We start from the raw sequence: 15,005 nt of genomic DNA, 5'->3' as shown, positions 1-15,005 counted from the left end.
CACATTGCGATGCCGTTGGGAGCCGTCCACCCCAACATGGCAGCAGTTCGTCGATCCGGTTGACCGGATGCTCTGCGATGCGCGCAAGGACATCGGCCAGCCAGGCCTGCGGATCGACATCGTTAAGACGGGCGGTCTGGATCAGCGAGTAAAGCACGGCGGCGCGCTGTCCACCGCGATCGGAGCCGCAGAACAGCCAGGCCTTGCGCCCGAGGGGCACGCAGCGCAGCGCCCGTTCGGCCGCGTTGTTCGTGAGGCAGATCCGGCCATCGCCCAAGAACCGGGTGAAGGCATCCCAGCGCCGGAGCATGTAGTTTATCGCCTTAGCCAGATCGTGGCTGCGCGACAGCTTCGCGAGCTGGGCAGTGAGCCAGGCGTGCAGGTCCGTCATCAGTGGCGCGCTGAAGTCCTGCCGGACGGCGACACGCTCTTCGGCCGCCTTGCCGTTGATGCCACGCTCGATCTCGAACAGGGCATCAAGGCGCTGCACGGCTTCCAGCGCAATCGGATAGATCATGCCGGTACGCTGACCGCGGCTCTTCCGGCGCGCGGCAGCCTCGACGTCGGCCAGTTCGAAGAACTTGCGCCGTGCGTGTGCAAAGCAGCCCGCCTCGATCACGGGGGCAGGCTGACGGCCGGGCGCGTAGAGCTCGTTGTAGCCGCCATAGGCATCGGCTTGCAGAATCCCTGCCCATGACGCCAGGTGCGCCCGAGGATGCTCGCCGCGCCGGTCGCGGGAATAGTGGAACAGGGCTGCGGGCGGATCGCTGCCGGCGAAGGGCCGGTCATCGCGAACGTAGACCCACAGGCGCGCGGTATCCGTCTTGCCCGTGGCCAGGACCGGCACAGTCGTATCGTCGCCATGCAAACGCCGGGCGGCCAGGACATGGGCCTCGATCCTTAGATAGAGCGGCATCAGGGCGAAGCTCGCCGCGCCCACTTGGTCGGCCAGCGTCGAGGTGCTGAGCGGGACGCCTTCGCGGGCGAAGCGCTCGGCCTGGCGGTTGAGGGGCTGGTGCTGGCCATACTTCTCGAACAGCAGCATGGCGAGGAAGCTGGGCCCGGCCCATCCGCGCGGCACGACATGGAACGGCGCCGGGGGCTGTGTGATCGCCTCGCAATCCCGGCACGAGAACTTCTCGCGCACCGTCTGGATCACCTTCCACTGGCGCGGGATCACCTCGAGAGTCTCGGTCACGTCCTCGCCCAGCTTCGACAGGCGCGCGCCACCGCAAGCCGGGCACGAACATGGCGCAGGAATGACGACACGCTCGCGCGGGAGATGTTCGGGGAACGGCTTGCGGCTCGGCCGCTTGCGCGCAAAGGCGGCGACATCGGCGGTCCTGGCCGCGGCGACTTCGGCGGCCAGGTCATCCTCGCAGGCATCGGCCTCAAGGTCTTCCAACTGTAGCTCAAGTTGGTCGAGTAACCGGCGGCTGCGCTCAGCGCTGGCGCCATATTGCTCGCGGCGCAGCTTGGCGATCTGCAGCTTGAGGTGGGCGATCATCGCCTCGGTCGCGCTCTCGCGGGCCATGGCATTGGCGAGGCGCGCTTCGGCATCGTCGGCGCGTTCGAGCGCGGCGGACAGCAGCGCCCTGAGCGCTTCGACGTCGTCCGGGAGGGGCGATACGGCCGTGTCCATGACGGGCATGGAATCACAGATCATCCCAGGGTTGAAGCCGAAAATGCCTCGGGAAGCGAAGAAAGTGCGCGGCCTATCCCGCGCTCTGCGGGCGCCAGGAGTACTGCGGGTTACGCCAGTCTATCCCCTCCAGCAGGCAGGACAATTGCGCGTTGGTCAGCGAGACGATCCCGTCCTTCGCCGAGGGCCACACGAAGCGTCCCTTCTCGAGCCGCTTGGAATAGAGGGACATGCCGATCCCGTCGTGCCAAATGATCTTAATCAGTGATCCGGTCCGTCCGCGAAACACGAACAGGTCGCCTCCGTGCGGGTCGCGCTTCAGACCCTGCTGGACCTGCAAGGCCAGCCCTTGCATCCCTTTGCGCATATCCGTGTGACCCATGGCGATCCACACCCGCGCGCCCGCTGGGATCACCGCAGCGCCTTCAAGGTCGCCGCTACCAGTCCGGCGGGCGCCTCGGCCGAAATGCGAACGAGCCGGCCGTCGCTTAGTTCGACGGTGATCACGGCGCAGCGATCGCAACCGTCCACCTTCTCGTCCTCGGCGAGGACCGCCCGGGCAAAGGTCATGTCTGCCATCGGGAGAGCAGTCCGTTCGGCTTGTTCGCGTCGCAGATTGCGCCGCCAGGTGTAGATGAGGCTGGTCGATACGTCCCGCCGCCGGGCTACGTCGGCGACACATGCGCCCGGCGCGAAGGCTTCGGCCAGGATCTGGAGCCGTTCCTCGTCTCGCCACTGACGCCGCCGCTCCGGCCCCGTCATCACCGTGATCTGCCCCATGCTGCGCTCCTAAGCTCGCTCATACGAGCGCTCTTAAGACCGGTCGTTCACCCACCGGACAAGGCGGGCCTCACCGGATGGGTACGCATTTTCCATCGATCGTACGCGCGATCGATGGAAGCGCTTTCATGGGCGTGATGAGACCGTCGGTGACGCGTCCGCCATGGTTCGACACGACAATGGCATCAACGCCATGATCAAGTGCCATGCGAGCGTCAGCAGGAGAAAGGATGCCTTTCAATATGATCGGCAAACTGGTCTGCTTGCGCAGCCACGCGATATCGTCCCAGGTTGGTGCGGCGTCGGCCAGCGCCGTTCCAAAGATGATCTGCCCGCCCGCAGCCGCGCTGTTCTGGACGCTGCGGGGCATTCCACGGAGATTGGCAACCTCGACCCCTTCCGGCAGTGCGAATTCGGATCGCTTCATGGCCGCATCGATCGTTACCATGAGGACGCAATAGCCAGCAGCCTCGGCGCGTCGCACCAGTTCAAGCGAATGCCCTCGATCAGCCTGGAAATAGAGCTGGAACCAGAGCCGCGGCGTCTGGTCACGCTCCATGGCCTGGCGCGCGGCATGCGCAGCCCAGGCAATGTCCTCGAGAGGAATGCTGGAAAGAGTGCTGACCTTCTGGGTATGTCGCTCAGATGGCAAAGCTCCGCATGGTGGGCGGCGACTTTATATTGGCAGCAGCCATGGCATGGCGGATCCTGGCAAAAGCTGTCGGTCACATCAATGACGCCAAATGTCTTGAGTTGGTCGGCACGAGCCCTATAGCAAGTCCTGCGCATCCTCGTCGGCAAGCGTTCTGCAGAAGGCCAATGTGGCCAAAGGAGAACGATCATGGAGATGCCTGAAACAGAACTCATCGCCACCAAGCGCCCGGTTTGGAATGCAGGAAGGACCGTGGGCGCCAAGCGGGCGCTGAAACCGAAGCAGATTTGGGAAATCCGTTTCTACCTCAATCAGCGCCGCCGCCTACGAGATCGGGCGCTGTTCGATCTGGCGATCGACAGCAAGCTTCGGGGCTGCGACCTCGTGCAGATCAAGATCGGCGACCTTGTAAGCGGCGGGCAGGTCCGAACGCGGGCAATCGTCATGCAGCAGAAAACAGGTCGGCCCGTTCAATTTGAGCTGCTGCCAGATGCTCGAGCGAGCTTGCTGGCATGGCTCGAACGCCGGGGCGGAACAGTGGACGATTATGTTTTCCCAAGCCGGGTTGATCACAATGGGCACCTGAGCACACGGCAGTATGCTCGGCTTGTCGACGAATGGGTGACAGGTGTCGGCTTGATGCGGAGCGAGTATGGCACGCACTCACTTCGCCGAACGAAGGCATCGATCATCTACAGGGCGACGGGCAACCTTCGCGCCGTTCAGATACTGCTCGGCCATAGCAAGATTGAGAACACGGTGCGCTATCTAGGGATCGACGTAGAGGACGCGCTTGCCCTTGCAGAAAACACGGAGATCTGAATCTGCTGGCGCCCGTGCCCAGGGCGTGCCGGGCACGGGCGCTGGGACATTCCCGACGTTCGCCTGTGACATGTTAAACGGCAGCCCTGATTACAAGCCGACGTTCCCGCACCTCCCGACGAACGGCCTCGGCATTATGCTCGGCTTGTAGATGAATGGTTGACAGGAGTTGGCCTGATGCGGAGCGAATACGGCACCCGCTCACTCCGCCGAGCGAAGGCATCGATCATATACAGGGCGACCGGCAATCTACGGGTTGTCCAGATCCTGCTCGGCCATAGCAAGATCGAGAATATGGTTAGCTATCTCGGGATCGACGTAGAAGACGCCCAAAAATACCGAAATTTGAGTGTTGGCCTCTCACCTATGGCGAGGGGCCATTTAGCGTAGCCACCAGCGGAGCATTCCGCCCACAAGCGCCAATGCGGAAACGCTAGCAGCCCAAATGCCGAAAAACCATCCAAGGCGACTCAGCCAGAGCGGCATCAATGATACCCCTCAATGCCAACCTTGCCCCGGAAAACCCAATAGGACCAGGCCGTATATGCCAGGATCACGGGCACCATGATCGAGGCTCCAACCAGCATGAACAACTGACTGCGGACGGGCGCTGCAGCTTCCCAGATCGTCACCCGCGCCGGAACGACATCGGGCCAGATCGAGACACCAAGGCCGACCAAGCATAGCCCGAACAGGGCCAACGCCCAGAAGAAAGGCTGCGCATCGCGCTTCAATCGGAGGCTACGATAAAACAGGAATGTTACGACGAGCGTGGCGAGCGGCACCTGCGCTGTCGCGACCACGCCCGGGAAACTCAGCCAGCGCTGAAAGTATTGCGTTTCGAGCCGCAGCGTTGCGAGGCTGATCACGCCGATCATGATGAGCAGGCCGATGCCAAGCCGCCCGGCATAGGTCACCGTCTGCCGTCGCAACCCGCCTTCAGTCTTCCAGTTGAGCCAACAAGCCCCGAGCAGGGCATAGCCGACTAGCAGCCCGACACCCGTCAGCAGACTGAACGGCGACAGCCATTCCCACCAACCCCCGGCATAGCTGCGCCCCTCGACCGTGATGCCCTGTAGCAGCGCGCCGAGCGCAATGCCTTGCGCGAAGGTGGCGACGACCGACCCTGTCGTGAACGCCTTGTCCCAGAAAGCACGGTGCGCCGGGTCGCGCCAGCGGAACTCGAATGCCACGCCGCGGAATACAAGGCCAAGCAGCATTGCGATCATCGGCGCGTAAAGCGCGGGAAGGATGATGGCATAGGCCAGCGGGAATGCGGCAAACAGGCCGCCCACGCCCATAACCAGCCAGGTTTCGTTTCCGTCCCAGACCGGAGCGATGCTGTTCATCGCGGTGTCCCGATCCTGCCCGACCTTGAAGAACGGAAACAGGATGCCGATGCCGAGATCGAAGCCGTCCATCACGACATAGGCGATGATAGCAAAGCCGATGATACAGGCCCAGATGACGGTGAGATCGATCATGACGAAGCTCCCTCGATGATAGCCGGCGCCGGGGTGATCCCCGCACTGCGAATGGGCGCATCACTGGGCGGCGGTTCATGTGCTTCAGGCGGCTTCTTCATGAGTTGAAGCAGATACCAGATGCCCATCCCGAAGACGGCGAAATAGACGACCACGAAGGCCAGCAGCGACGAGGCGACCGCAGGAGCATCCAGCGGTGAAGCGCTTTGGGCGGTCCTCAGCAGACCATAGATTGTGAAGGGTTGCCGTCCGACTTCCGTCACGATCCAGCCGGACAGCACTGCGATCAGTCCCGACGGCCCCATCAGCACAGCGAAGCGATGCAGCAGCGGCCAGTCGTAGAGCGCCTTGCGCCAGCGCGCGATGAGGCTCAGGATCCCGATCCCGAGCATCGCGAAACCGATCCCGACCATTACGCGAAAGGCCCAGAAGACGATACCGACGGGAGGACGATCAGCTGGTGGCACGGTGTCCAGGCCACTCAAGGGCGCATCGAGTTCGTGTTTGAGAATCAGCGACGACGCCTTGGGTATCTCGATGGCATAATACACCCGCTGTTCAGCGCTGTTGGGGATGCCGAACAGGATCAAAGGCGCACCGTGCGGGTGGCTCTGAAAATGGCCTTCCATCGCCATCACCTTCACCGGCTGGTGCTTGAGAGTATTGAGCCCGTGCATGTCGCCGGCGAAGATCTGGATCGGAGCAACGAGCGCCGCCATCCACATCGCCATAGAGAACATCTTGCGTGCGCCGGGATTGGTGCGGTCCTTTAAGAGATGCCATCCTCCGACGGCACCCACGATAAAAGCGGTCGTCAGATAGGCGGCAAGGACCGTGTGAAAGAGCCGATAGGGGAAGCTGGGATTGAAGATGATTGTCAGCCAGCTTGGCCCCGGCAGGAACTGGCCGTTGGCGCCGACCTCATAGCCAACGGGCGTTTGCATCCAGCTGTTGACCGACAGGATCCAGAATGCGGAAATAAAAGTCCCCAGCGCGACTGCAAGCGTCGCGACGAAGTGCAGCTTGCGCCCAACCTTGTTGATCCCGAACAACATGACCCCGAGGAATCCGGCTTCTAAGAAGAAGGCGGTCAGCACCTCATAGGCCATCAGCGGTCCGATGACAGGTCCCGCCTTGTCCGAGAACACTGACCAGTTGGTGCCGAACTGGTAGGACATGACAATGCCCGAGACGACGCCCATCGCGAACACGACGGCGAAGATCTTCAGCCAGTAGCGAAACAGGTTCGCATAGACGCCCTTGCCGGTCTTCAGCCACAGAGCTTCGAGCACGGCCAGATAGCTTGCCAGCCCGATGGAAAAGGCCGGGAAGAGGAAGTGAAAGCTCACCGTGAAGGCGAATTGCGCCCTTGCGAGAATGATGGCGTCCATGAATATCCCCGTTCAGCTGGCGAGTTCGGACCAGCTCTTGAATAGCATGTAGATGGCAACGACGAGCACGAAGACTGCGAAGAGGCTGTTCAACCGGCCCTTTTCGGCGGCCAGTACCTGCGATGCACGCGTGCCGATGACGCTCCCGACAATGCCGCCCACGATGAACACGCCGGCCAGACCCCAAAGGACGTAGCCCGAAAGCGCATAGTTGAGCGCTGTCGTCAGACCGAAGGCCGCGACCGCGACGAGCGAGGTGCCGATCGCGCGCAGGATGGGCATGTGGGTCGAGGCGATCAGCCCCGGCACAATGAGGAAACCGCCGCCGATCCCGAAGAAGCCGGAAAAGGCGCCGGTCCCGAGACCATAGCTGACAACCTTGCCGACATTCTCCCGATTGCATTGCGCGCCCTCGACGCCCTGGTCGCCGCGACCGCGAAACATCAAGACTGCCACAACGATCATCAGGATCGCGAACAGGAACAGCAGCTTGTGCCCATCGATGCTCTTGCCAAGCGTTGAACCGCCGAGCGCACCGACGACGCCGGCAGCAGCATAGATCCCCCCGCACCGCCAGTTCACGGTGCGGGCATGGGCATGGTTCCAGAGGCCAGTAAGCGCATTGGCCGCGACGGCCAATGCACTGGTGCCGATCGCCTCATGCGGATTGCGGACGCCTACGAGATAGAGCAGCAGCGGCACGGCGAGGATCGACCCGCCGCCCCCGACAAGCCCGAGGACAAAGCCCACCAGCGCGCCTGACAGTCCGCCGAGGGCATATTGAAGCGGCTCAAGCATGGCTCAGTGCGCCGCTTCGATCGCGTGCGGCGCGACCATCCATTCCCGGCCCTTGAGCATGCCATGCCAGTAAACCGGCGGCAGGATGGTGTCCTTGAGGAGCCAGGACAGGCGCGAGGGCCGCGTTCCGTCGATCAGCCAATTGGGAAAGCTGGGCAGCAATTTGCCGCCATAGCCGAACTCGGCGAGCACGATCTTGCCAGCCTCGACCGTTAGCGGACAGGAGCCATAGCCGTCATAGTCAGCGGTCGGCGGCTTGCCCTCGAGCACGGCAAGTACATTGACCGCGACAACCGGCGCCTGCTTGCGCGCCGCAGCGGCGGTCTTGGCATTCGAGGCGGAGCAGGCGTCGCCCAATGCAAATACATTAGGATAGCGCACATGTCGAAGCGTCGCCTCGTTGACTTCGATGAAGCCGGAGGCTGCTGCGAGGGAACTGGTGCGCACGAAATCCGGCGCGACCTGTGGCGGCACGACGTGAATCATGTCGAAGCGCTCTTCGACGCGTCCGGTGCCGTCGCTATCCTTGCGTTCGAAAGTCGCCACTTTTGCGGCGCCATCGATCGCGACGAGCTTCGATTCGAAGTTGAGGTGCGCGCCATAGCGCTCGACATATTCCATCAGTGCCGGGACATAGGCGGCAACGCCGAACAGCACCGCGCCGGCGGTGTGGAACTGGACGTCGATGTCTTTCAGGACGCCTGCCTTTTCCCAGCGATGACAGGAAAGGTACATCGCTTTTTGCGGCGCGCCGGCACACTTGATCGGCATTGCGGGCTGGGTGAACAGCGCCCGTCCGCCCTTGAATTGCTTCACCAGTCTGTTGGTGTAGGGCGCAAGATCATAGCCATAGTTGGACGTCACGCCGTTCTTGCCGATCGTATCGGCCAAGCCCGGAATAGCGTTCCAATCCAATTTGATACCCGGACAGGCAACGAGAACACGGTAGCGGACTTCGCCGCCATCACTGAGGATCACCTTGTTTTCGTCGGGGGCAAAATCCGAGGCTGCTGCGCGGATCCAGTTCACTCGGCTCGGCATGACCTGCGCTTCAGTGCGTCGTGTGAACTCTCTCTCGAAGACACCGGCGCCGACCATAGTCCAACCGGGCTGATAATAATGCTCCTCAGATGGCTCGATAACTGCAATATCGAGCTTCGGATTGCGCTTTAGAAGGCTTGCTGCCGTCGCAATCCCCGCTGCACCGCCGCCGACAATCACGACATCGTGAATATGGACTACAGGGGCCGATTGGCTCCGAGAGGAGGAGAGGTCATACAACTTCGTCGACCTCGCGCCGGAGCGGCAAAAGGCGAGAATCGGCCTAGGAAGGCGCGCTAGCGCACTTGCCATGGCCTCAACATTCGCATCGGTAATCGCCCCCGAGACTGCGGGCGCATGCGCGAACTCTAAGCCCAGTCGTTCGGCAGCTTCACGAAGCTCCGTAGCGGCAATCTGACCCTTCTCCTCGTTATCAGGTCGATTGCAGATGATCGCCTTGTAACCTTGGGCGGCGATTGCCGGAAGGTCGGCGAGATCAATCTGCGGGGAGATTGCAAAGTCCCGATTGAGCGGCTTGATGTCCATGGCTTCTCCTCGATCCCGCTCTGAAGCGGGCCTCTTTTCATTTTGTAATGATGCGGTGCGCGGTCATGCCGGCGAGCATGGCGGCGACGAAAATTCCGGCTTCAATTGGTGCGATGGCAAGGTCGGCGAGTGCGGGGCCGGGACATAGTCCCCCGATCGCCCAACCGATCCCGAACAATGACGCTCCGCCAAGCAACTTGGCATCCAGCAAGCTTGTACCGGGCAAGTCGAACGCCTCGCAGACGATCGGTCGCGGCATCCGCTTCTGGACCAACCAGGCGATCGCCATCGGCACCATCGCACCGACCATCACGAAGGCAAGCGTGGGATCCCAGGCCCCGAACAGATCGAGGAAGGCGCGCACCCGCGCGGGGTCAGCCATGCCGGATATGGTGAGCCCAGCTCCGAACAAGGTGCCCGCTAGCAACGAGATGGCAGGGACCTTCACTTCCCAGTGCCGCAGGTTGAAAGGCCGAGCGGGCGGTAGAGCGGACAGAAGCTGACCGCGCTTGTCAGAAGGAATATAACTGCGACGATCGCCAAGCCGACACCGAGGTCCCCGCTGATCGTTCCGGTCCACCAGAGATAACCGATCGCCAAGGCTGCGATGGTGCGCAGCATCCGATCGACCGTTCCCATATTCCTCTTCATGTCCGGTGTCCTCCGACTATCCGTTGATGAAACCGAAAGCGCGCATCAGCCCAACGGTGGCGAAGCCGCTGACCATGAAGGTCAGCGTTGCGACCATCGACCGGCGCGAAAGTCGGGAGAGACCGCAGACCCCGTGACCGCTCGTGCAGCCTGAACCAAGGCGCGTGCCGAAACCTACGAGCAGTCCGGCAATGACCAGTTGCAGGACTGATCCTGTAAAAAGCGGTCTGATACTGCTGGAAGACAGTATGACGAGGAGCGCACCAAGCGGCAGTCCGGCGATGAACGCGAGCGCTATGGCGCGCGGTGTGCCCGTATCGGAAATTCCCGACGCGCGGGCCAACATACCGCTTACACCAGCGATGCGACCAAGTCCGAGCAGCATGATCGCTGCCGCAAGCCCGATCAGCAGGCCGCCAACCAACCCCGCGACGGGGGTGGCATTGGGGAAGCCGGGCAGCATCATACTGCGTTGACCGGAATCTTGAGGTACGTGACGCCATTGTCCTCGGCAGGCGGGAAATGACCGGCGCGCATGTTCACCTGGACAGAAGGCAGAATGAGGCGCGGCATCGCGAGCGTCTTGTCGCGGGCCTCGCGCATCGCGACAAATTCGTCTTCGCTTACCCCGTCATGGATATGGACGTTGGCTTGGCGCTCGGCCTCTACGGTCGTTTCCCAGACATAGTCCTTGCGCCCTTCCGGAAGATAATCGTGGCACATGAACAGCCGCGTTTCCGGCGGGAGCGACAGAAGCCGCATCGCAGATTGATAGAGGGTTCGGGCATCGCCACCGGGAAAATCAGCACGTGCCGTGCCGTAGTCGGGCATGAACATGGTATCGCCGACAAACACGGCGTCGCCGATCACATAGGCGATACAGGCCGGCGTGTGCCCCGGCACATGCAGCACGGTTACATCAAGATTGCCGATCCGGAAGTGATCACCGTCTTTCCACAAATGATCGAAGTCGGAACCGTTGCGCTCGAAATCGGTGCCCGCGTTGAAAAGCTTACCAAATGCCTGCTGCACCGTGATGATTTGCTCGCCGATGGCGATTTGCCCGCCCAACTTCTCCTTCAGATATGGCGCAGCTGACAGGTGATCCGCGTGAGCGTGCGTCTCCAGGTGCCAGTCGATAGCAAGCCCCTTCTCCTCGACAAAAGCGACAAGCGCGTTTGCCGAGGAGAAGGAGGTGCGACCCGAGGCGGGGTCATAGTCCAGCACGCTGTCGATGATCGCAGCGTGGCGGCTCTCGGGATCATGAACAACATAGGTCACCGTGAAGGTCGGCTCGTCAAAGAACGCCTTGATCTGGGGGGTGTCCGTTTGAGCGGCTGAGATCTGCGATGAGGCGGCTGCAAGAGCGGAGTCGGCCACGGAAAACCTCACAAATTCACATTTACATATATCGTGTAATCGAATAATCTTGTTGCGTCAAGAGGGAGGAGCGTCGAAGGAGACGTCATGGAAATGGCCCAAAGAATTGAATCTCGCTCACCGCGCATTGGAGAGCCCGCGCCAGACTTTCGCGCCCGTTCGACCGGGGGCGAAATTCAGCTTTCAAAGTTGCGTGGACGATGGGTGATCTTTTTTTCCCATCCCGCTGACTTCACGCCAGTTTGCAGCACCGAATTCGCTGAACTCGCCCGTCGGCAGTCGGAATTTGATGCCCTTGAAACGTCGCTGTTGGGACTGTCAGTCGACAGCCTTTACTCGCACATGGCGTGGGTCAGAGCGATCCGAGAGACGCTCGGAGCGGATGTCCGCTTCCCGATAATCGAGGATCCGAGCATGGCGATTGGGCATGCCTATGGCATGGTTGACGAGCAATCTGCTGACAGCATGGCTATGCGTTCGACATTCTTCATCGATCCCGAAGGGGTCATAAGGGCGATCACATGCTACCCCCATAATGTTGGGCGATCGGTCGATGAGATGCTGCGGTTGCTTAAAGCACTGCAAGTGGTGGGCAGTGCCCAGAAACTTGCGCCTGAAGGATGGCGGGAAGGACAGCCTTTGCTCTGCCCACCATCTGACATCGCAGAAGATCGCCAGGACTGGTTTTGCCGCTTTGCGGACGCGCTATGAACGAGGCATTTTACGAGGACCGCGAAGCTGCGACCGTCGCGTCCGAAAAGCTCAAGGTCTTTGCGCAACCACAGCGCCTCATGATCCTCTCTTGCCTGTTACGCGGGGAGCGCAACGTATCGGAGATCGGCGAAGCGACAGACATTGTCCAACCAGCACTCAGCCAGCAGCTAGGGGAGTTACGCCGGGCCAATCTCGTTCAAACGAGAAAGGAGGCCAAACTCGTTTGGTACGCGCTTGCTGACGAGGGGGTCGCTTTGTGCGTCCGAACAATGGAAGCGATTTTCGGAGGCCTGGGTAAGGTCGAAGAAATCCGGCCGTCTGCCAAACCGGAGCGTCGTCCATCATTACCTGAAGGGGTGGCCGGATTTGCTCAAGTGCTTGATTAAGATATTTACGCGCTGTTTGCCTCGTTTGGCTTTGTAGCGAGTGCTGCGGTGGTCGCTGCAAGCGACACGCTCTTAACGTCGTAGAAGAAGTTTCATGTGCGCAGCTTTTGGGCCTTTGTCCTAAATTGCTTTCCCGACCAAGCTGCCAATGCCAGCGGTCAAACCCATGGCCAACGCCCCCCAGAACACCACACGACCGACAGGTTTGAGCGGGTTTGCACCGCCAGCGGCAGCTCCCACCCATCCCAGGAGCGCCAGGAACAGGAGCGATCCCAGCGCTTCGCCTGTTACGGTGAGCGACGCCGGCAGCAAAGCCGCAAGGATGAGAGGCAGCAGGGCTCCGGCCGTGAACGTCGAGGCAGACGTCAATGCCGCTGTGATCGGGCGTGCGGCAGTCATCTCGGTGATGTGGAGTTCTTCGCGAGCATGAGCACCCAGTGCATCATGCTCCATGAGTTGTTTCGCAACCTCATGCGAGGTCTTTTCGTCGACCCCTCGCTGAACATAGAAACCAGCCAACTCTGCCAATTCCGCATCGGGATTGTCAGCGATTTCCTGCTGCTCCCGGCGCAAGTCCGCCGCTTCGGTGTCAGACTGAGAGCTTACCGACACATATTCGCCCGCCGCCATCGACATCGCGCCGGCCACCAGACCCGCTATACCAGATATCAACATGGAAGAACGGGAGGCACCGGACGCAGCGACGCCGATCATCAGGCTAGCCGTGGATACGATGCCGTCGTTGGCGCCTAGCACCGCGGCACGAAGCCATCCGATACGAGAGACGAGATGGGTTTCCCGGTGGCTGCGCATCGTAATCCCCTTTGAAGCCAAGCCATTTCTTTGACCCGCATTATAGCCTGTTCGCTATCTCGTGCCAGTCCGGCAAGCTCGATCCGCACAAATTTGGAGGCGCGACGCCGTATCGGATCACAAGCGTCAGAAGAAATTCATATGGTCAGGACGATGTCAGATCGGTTCGGTAATATGCCGGGTAAAACCATCGCCGGATGAGAGCATGCGCATTCTGATCATTGAAGACAATCGCCACCTGGCAGATCTGACGGCGGAGGGCCTTACGCGTCGGAAATTCGTATGCGATTGTGCCTATTCGGCAGCGGAGGCGGATCTGGCTCTTGGGTCGGCTCAGTATGATGCACTCATCCTCGATCTGGGCTTGCCCGATGGTGACGGCGTACATTGGATCAAGAAGAGGCGTGACGCGGGCCTTGCGGTGCCGGTCCTGATGCTGACAGCCCGCAGTTCGCTCCAGCAGCGGGTCGATGGACTGGACGGCGGCGCTGACGACTATGTCGTCAAACCGGTAGAGGCGGATGAGCTGGCAGCGAGGATTCGGGCACTACTTCGCCGTCCGGGAGCTCGGGCAGCGCCCGTGTTGGAGGTGGGCAGCCTATCCTATGACACGAGCGCTCATCGCGCGCGGTATCAGGGTAAGGCCATCGATCTGTCACCTCGCGAGACCAGCCTGCTTGAGTTACTCATGCGGGAGGCTGGTGCAGTCGTTCGTCGATCTCGTATCGAAAATGCACTGTATAGTTTTCGAGACGAGATATCCCCTAATGCAGTGGATGCCGCAATCTCGCGGCTGCGTCGTCGACTTGAGGAATGCGGAGCTCGCAACATGCTCCATACGATCAAGGGGCTAGGCTACTTGCTAGAAGACCGGGAACCGTGCTGAAGCGACTTTCGGTTGGCCATCGGCTCATCGGTGGCCTGCTGCTGGTTGGCGCCATCGGTACGGTGTCGCTGATCTACGCTGTCCTCTCGGAATATGGCATACCGTTTAGCGCCTTGCTCGATCCGACCATGCGCGACGCGGCATCGACGGAACTGTTCGATCATGTTCTCATCCCACTGGTGGTGCTGATCCTGCCAATGGGCCTTGCAACCACATGGGTCATCAGAACGGCGTTCGAGCCCCTGAGCAAAGCGGCGCGTCATATCGAAACCGCACCGACCGAACGCGGGATGCAGATCGATGAAGCCGATATGCCTGCTGAAGCGAAACCGTTCGTGCGATCCATCAACAACCTGCTTCACCGACTCGACACCTCAGCTCAGCAACAGGCGGATTTTGCGTCTGACGTCGCCCACGAATTGCGGACGCCGTTGGCCATTTTGTCTCTAGAGCTTGATCGACGCGAGGGATCGGATGGAGATCCTCTGAAGGCGCAGGTCAGCGCCATGCGCCGTCTTGTGGATCAGCTCCTGCTACTGGCGCAGATCGACGCGGACGCCACCATGCCCATGACGCCTGAGCCACTCGATCTCGAGACATTGGCTGAAGACAGTGTCTCGTCCCTGGCAGCGACCGTCATCGCGCAAGGACGCGAGATCGCGATAGAGTCCGAAGGCCAGGTGCCAAAGATATACGGCCACAGGGAAGCGATCGGGGCGGGAATCCGAAACCTTATTGAAAATGCCGTCCGCGCGACGCCCATGGGTGGCACCGTGACGATCATATCCGGGCCCGGAGCGATCATCAGGGTGCGCGACCAAGGCGCCGGCCTCAGCGAAGAGAAGCTGGCGCAACTCATCCGCCGCCATCAGCGAGCAGACCATGCCAGCCCCCATGGCGCGGGTCTCGGCCTCTCCATAACCCATCGGATTATGAGCGCACATAACGGTCATATTCGAACGAGCGAGACCTTGAGAGAACTCATCCTGGATTTCCGCCTGCAGTAATTTCCCATCGTC

Annotated in this window: 18 protein-coding genes and 2 pseudogenes; 6 read left to right on the top strand and 14 right to left on the bottom strand. The window is 61.0% G+C overall.

What is annotated here, in order from left to right:
* Nucleotides 1-10: 10 nt before the first annotated feature.
* The 4 genes and pseudogenes from tnpC to VHN57_RS17365 all read right to left on the bottom strand — a co-directional run.
* Nucleotides 11-1,642: pseudogene (gene tnpC / locus VHN57_RS17380) on the bottom strand (IS66 family transposase); the annotation flags it as partial.
* 73 nt (nt 1,643-1,715) lie between these two features.
* On the bottom strand, nt 1,716-2,057 hold the full coding sequence (gene tnpB, locus VHN57_RS17375; protein ID WP_079731921.1) for an IS66 family insertion sequence element accessory protein TnpB: 342 nt from the start codon (nt 2,055-2,057) through the stop codon (nt 1,716-1,718).
* On the bottom strand, nt 2,054-2,422 hold the full coding sequence (tnpA, locus tag VHN57_RS17370) for an IS66-like element accessory protein TnpA (protein WP_270094171.1): 369 nt from the start codon (nt 2,420-2,422) through the stop codon (nt 2,054-2,056). The genes tnpB and tnpA overlap by 4 nt, the downstream gene beginning before the upstream one ends.
* 70 nt (nt 2,423-2,492) lie before the next feature.
* Nucleotides 2,493-3,074: an alpha-hydroxy acid oxidase gene (locus tag VHN57_RS17365; RefSeq protein ID WP_423284693.1), complete on the bottom strand. Its 582-nt coding sequence runs from the start codon at nt 3,072-3,074 to the stop codon at nt 2,493-2,495.
* Between the two features lie 189 nt (nt 3,075-3,263).
* Here VHN57_RS17365 and VHN57_RS17360 point away from each other — a divergent pair, with 189 nt between their 5' ends.
* Nucleotides 3,264-3,896, top strand: coding sequence for a tyrosine-type recombinase/integrase (locus VHN57_RS17360; protein WP_010338379.1), 633 nt, complete (start codon nt 3,264-3,266; stop codon nt 3,894-3,896).
* A gap of 129 nt (nt 3,897-4,025) precedes the next feature.
* A pseudogene (locus VHN57_RS17355) lies at nt 4,026-4,286 on the top strand (site-specific integrase); the annotation flags it as partial.
* On the opposite strand, the gene VHN57_RS17350 reads toward VHN57_RS17355, so the two are convergent.
* The 9 genes from VHN57_RS17350 to VHN57_RS17310 are packed head-to-tail and all read right to left on the bottom strand — an operon-like array spanning nt 4,278 to nt 11,187.
* Nucleotides 4,278-4,382, bottom strand: a complete 105-nt coding sequence (locus VHN57_RS17350) for a DUF2474 family protein (RefSeq protein ID WP_423284690.1) — start codon at nt 4,380-4,382, stop codon at nt 4,278-4,280. The pseudogene VHN57_RS17355 and the gene VHN57_RS17350 overlap by 9 nt on opposite strands.
* Nucleotides 4,382-5,380 carry a cytochrome d ubiquinol oxidase subunit II gene (gene cydB, locus VHN57_RS17345; RefSeq protein ID WP_010338381.1) on the bottom strand — a complete coding sequence of 333 codons (999 nt, stop codon included), beginning with the start codon at nt 5,378-5,380 and terminating at the stop codon, nt 4,382-4,384. The genes VHN57_RS17350 and cydB overlap by 1 nt, the downstream gene beginning before the upstream one ends.
* Nucleotides 5,377-6,771, bottom strand: coding sequence for a cytochrome ubiquinol oxidase subunit I (locus VHN57_RS17340; protein ID WP_010338382.1), 1,395 nt, complete (start codon nt 6,769-6,771; stop codon nt 5,377-5,379). Before VHN57_RS17340 ends, cydB begins: the two co-directional genes overlap by 4 nt.
* A 12-nt stretch (nt 6,772-6,783) precedes the next feature.
* Nucleotides 6,784-7,569 (bottom strand): sulfite exporter TauE/SafE family protein, encoded by a 786-nt coding sequence (locus VHN57_RS17335; protein WP_010338383.1) that lies wholly within the window; start codon nt 7,567-7,569, stop codon nt 6,784-6,786.
* Between the two features lie 3 nt (nt 7,570-7,572).
* Nucleotides 7,573-9,156 carry a bifunctional protein tyrosine phosphatase family protein/NAD(P)/FAD-dependent oxidoreductase gene (locus tag VHN57_RS17330; protein ID WP_029547838.1) on the bottom strand — a complete coding sequence of 528 codons (1,584 nt, stop codon included), beginning with the start codon at nt 9,154-9,156 and terminating at the stop codon, nt 7,573-7,575.
* 37 nt (nt 9,157-9,193) lie between these two features.
* The gene (locus VHN57_RS17325; RefSeq protein WP_010338385.1) at nt 9,194-9,604 is read right to left on the bottom strand and encodes a DUF6691 family protein; all 411 of its coding nucleotides are present in this window, start codon (nt 9,602-9,604) and stop codon (nt 9,194-9,196) included.
* The gene (locus VHN57_RS17320) at nt 9,601-9,807 is read right to left on the bottom strand and encodes a YgaP family membrane protein (protein ID WP_010338386.1); all 207 of its coding nucleotides are present in this window, start codon (nt 9,805-9,807) and stop codon (nt 9,601-9,603) included. Before VHN57_RS17320 ends, VHN57_RS17325 begins: the two co-directional genes overlap by 4 nt.
* A 16-nt stretch (nt 9,808-9,823) precedes the next feature.
* The gene (locus tag VHN57_RS17315) at nt 9,824-10,273 is read right to left on the bottom strand and encodes a YeeE/YedE family protein (protein ID WP_010338387.1); all 450 of its coding nucleotides are present in this window, start codon (nt 10,271-10,273) and stop codon (nt 9,824-9,826) included.
* The gene (locus tag VHN57_RS17310; RefSeq protein WP_010338389.1) at nt 10,270-11,187 is read right to left on the bottom strand and encodes an MBL fold metallo-hydrolase; all 918 of its coding nucleotides are present in this window, start codon (nt 11,185-11,187) and stop codon (nt 10,270-10,272) included. Before VHN57_RS17310 ends, VHN57_RS17315 begins: the two co-directional genes overlap by 4 nt.
* An 87-nt stretch (nt 11,188-11,274) precedes the next feature.
* Between VHN57_RS17310 and VHN57_RS17305 the strand changes: the two genes are divergently transcribed.
* Entirely contained in the window at nt 11,275-11,898 is a 624-nt protein-coding gene (locus VHN57_RS17305) for a peroxiredoxin (protein ID WP_010338390.1), read from the top strand.
* The gene (locus VHN57_RS17300) at nt 11,895-12,287 is read left to right on the top strand and encodes an ArsR/SmtB family transcription factor (protein ID WP_010338391.1); all 393 of its coding nucleotides are present in this window, start codon (nt 11,895-11,897) and stop codon (nt 12,285-12,287) included. Before VHN57_RS17305 ends, VHN57_RS17300 begins: the two co-directional genes overlap by 4 nt.
* 120 nt (nt 12,288-12,407) lie before the next feature.
* Here the strand turns inward: VHN57_RS17300 and VHN57_RS17295 are convergent, their stop codons facing one another.
* Nucleotides 12,408-13,100 carry a VIT1/CCC1 transporter family protein gene (locus tag VHN57_RS17295; RefSeq protein ID WP_010338392.1) on the bottom strand — a complete coding sequence of 231 codons (693 nt, stop codon included), beginning with the start codon at nt 13,098-13,100 and terminating at the stop codon, nt 12,408-12,410.
* A gap of 205 nt (nt 13,101-13,305) precedes the next feature.
* On the opposite strand from VHN57_RS17295, the gene VHN57_RS17290 reads away from it, so the two are divergent.
* Complete coding sequence (locus VHN57_RS17290) at nt 13,306-13,986, top strand: response regulator (RefSeq protein WP_010338393.1); 681 nt, start codon at nt 13,306-13,308, stop codon at nt 13,984-13,986.
* A complete protein-coding gene (locus VHN57_RS17285; RefSeq protein WP_010338394.1) occupies nt 13,980-14,993 on the top strand; it encodes a sensor histidine kinase in 1,014 nt (337 codons plus the stop codon). The genes VHN57_RS17290 and VHN57_RS17285 overlap by 7 nt, the downstream gene beginning before the upstream one ends.
* The last annotated feature ends 12 nt before the right edge of the window (nt 14,994-15,005 follow it).

The organism is Sphingobium salicis subsp. salicis, from assembly GCF_049472635.1.
GTDB classification, from domain to species: Bacteria; Pseudomonadota; Alphaproteobacteria; order Sphingomonadales; family Sphingomonadaceae; genus Sphingobium; species Sphingobium yanoikuyae_A.
Note: the sequence above shows the minus strand (reverse complement) of the source record. Positions and strands in the feature narration are given on the sequence as shown.

Coding starts and splice junctions, on each gene's coding strand:
- tnpA (WP_270094171.1), bottom strand. CDS start 2,422: ATGGGGCAGATCACGGTGATGACGGGGCCGGAGCGGCGGCGTCAGTGG.
- VHN57_RS17360 (WP_010338379.1), top strand. CDS start 3,264: ATGGAGATGCCTGAAACAGAACTCATCGCCACCAAGCGCCCGGTTTGG.
- VHN57_RS17350 (WP_423284690.1), bottom strand. CDS start 4,382: ATGCCGCTCTGGCTGAGTCGCCTTGGATGGTTTTTCGGCATTTGGGCT.
- cydB (WP_010338381.1), bottom strand. CDS start 5,380: ATGATCGATCTCACCGTCATCTGGGCCTGTATCATCGGCTTTGCTATC.
- VHN57_RS17340 (WP_010338382.1), bottom strand. CDS start 6,771: ATGGACGCCATCATTCTCGCAAGGGCGCAATTCGCCTTCACGGTGAGC.
- VHN57_RS17335 (WP_010338383.1), bottom strand. CDS start 7,569: ATGCTTGAGCCGCTTCAATATGCCCTCGGCGGACTGTCAGGCGCGCTG.
- VHN57_RS17330 (WP_029547838.1), bottom strand. CDS start 9,156: ATGGACATCAAGCCGCTCAATCGGGACTTTGCAATCTCCCCGCAGATT.
- VHN57_RS17320 (WP_010338386.1), bottom strand. CDS start 9,807: ATGAAGAGGAATATGGGAACGGTCGATCGGATGCTGCGCACCATCGCA.
- VHN57_RS17315 (WP_010338387.1), bottom strand. CDS start 10,273: ATGATGCTGCCCGGCTTCCCCAATGCCACCCCCGTCGCGGGGTTGGTT.
- VHN57_RS17305 (WP_010338390.1), top strand. CDS start 11,275: ATGGAAATGGCCCAAAGAATTGAATCTCGCTCACCGCGCATTGGAGAG.
- VHN57_RS17300 (WP_010338391.1), top strand. CDS start 11,895: ATGAACGAGGCATTTTACGAGGACCGCGAAGCTGCGACCGTCGCGTCC.
- VHN57_RS17295 (WP_010338392.1), bottom strand. CDS start 13,100: ATGCGCAGCCACCGGGAAACCCATCTCGTCTCTCGTATCGGATGGCTT.
- VHN57_RS17290 (WP_010338393.1), top strand. CDS start 13,306: ATGCGCATTCTGATCATTGAAGACAATCGCCACCTGGCAGATCTGACG.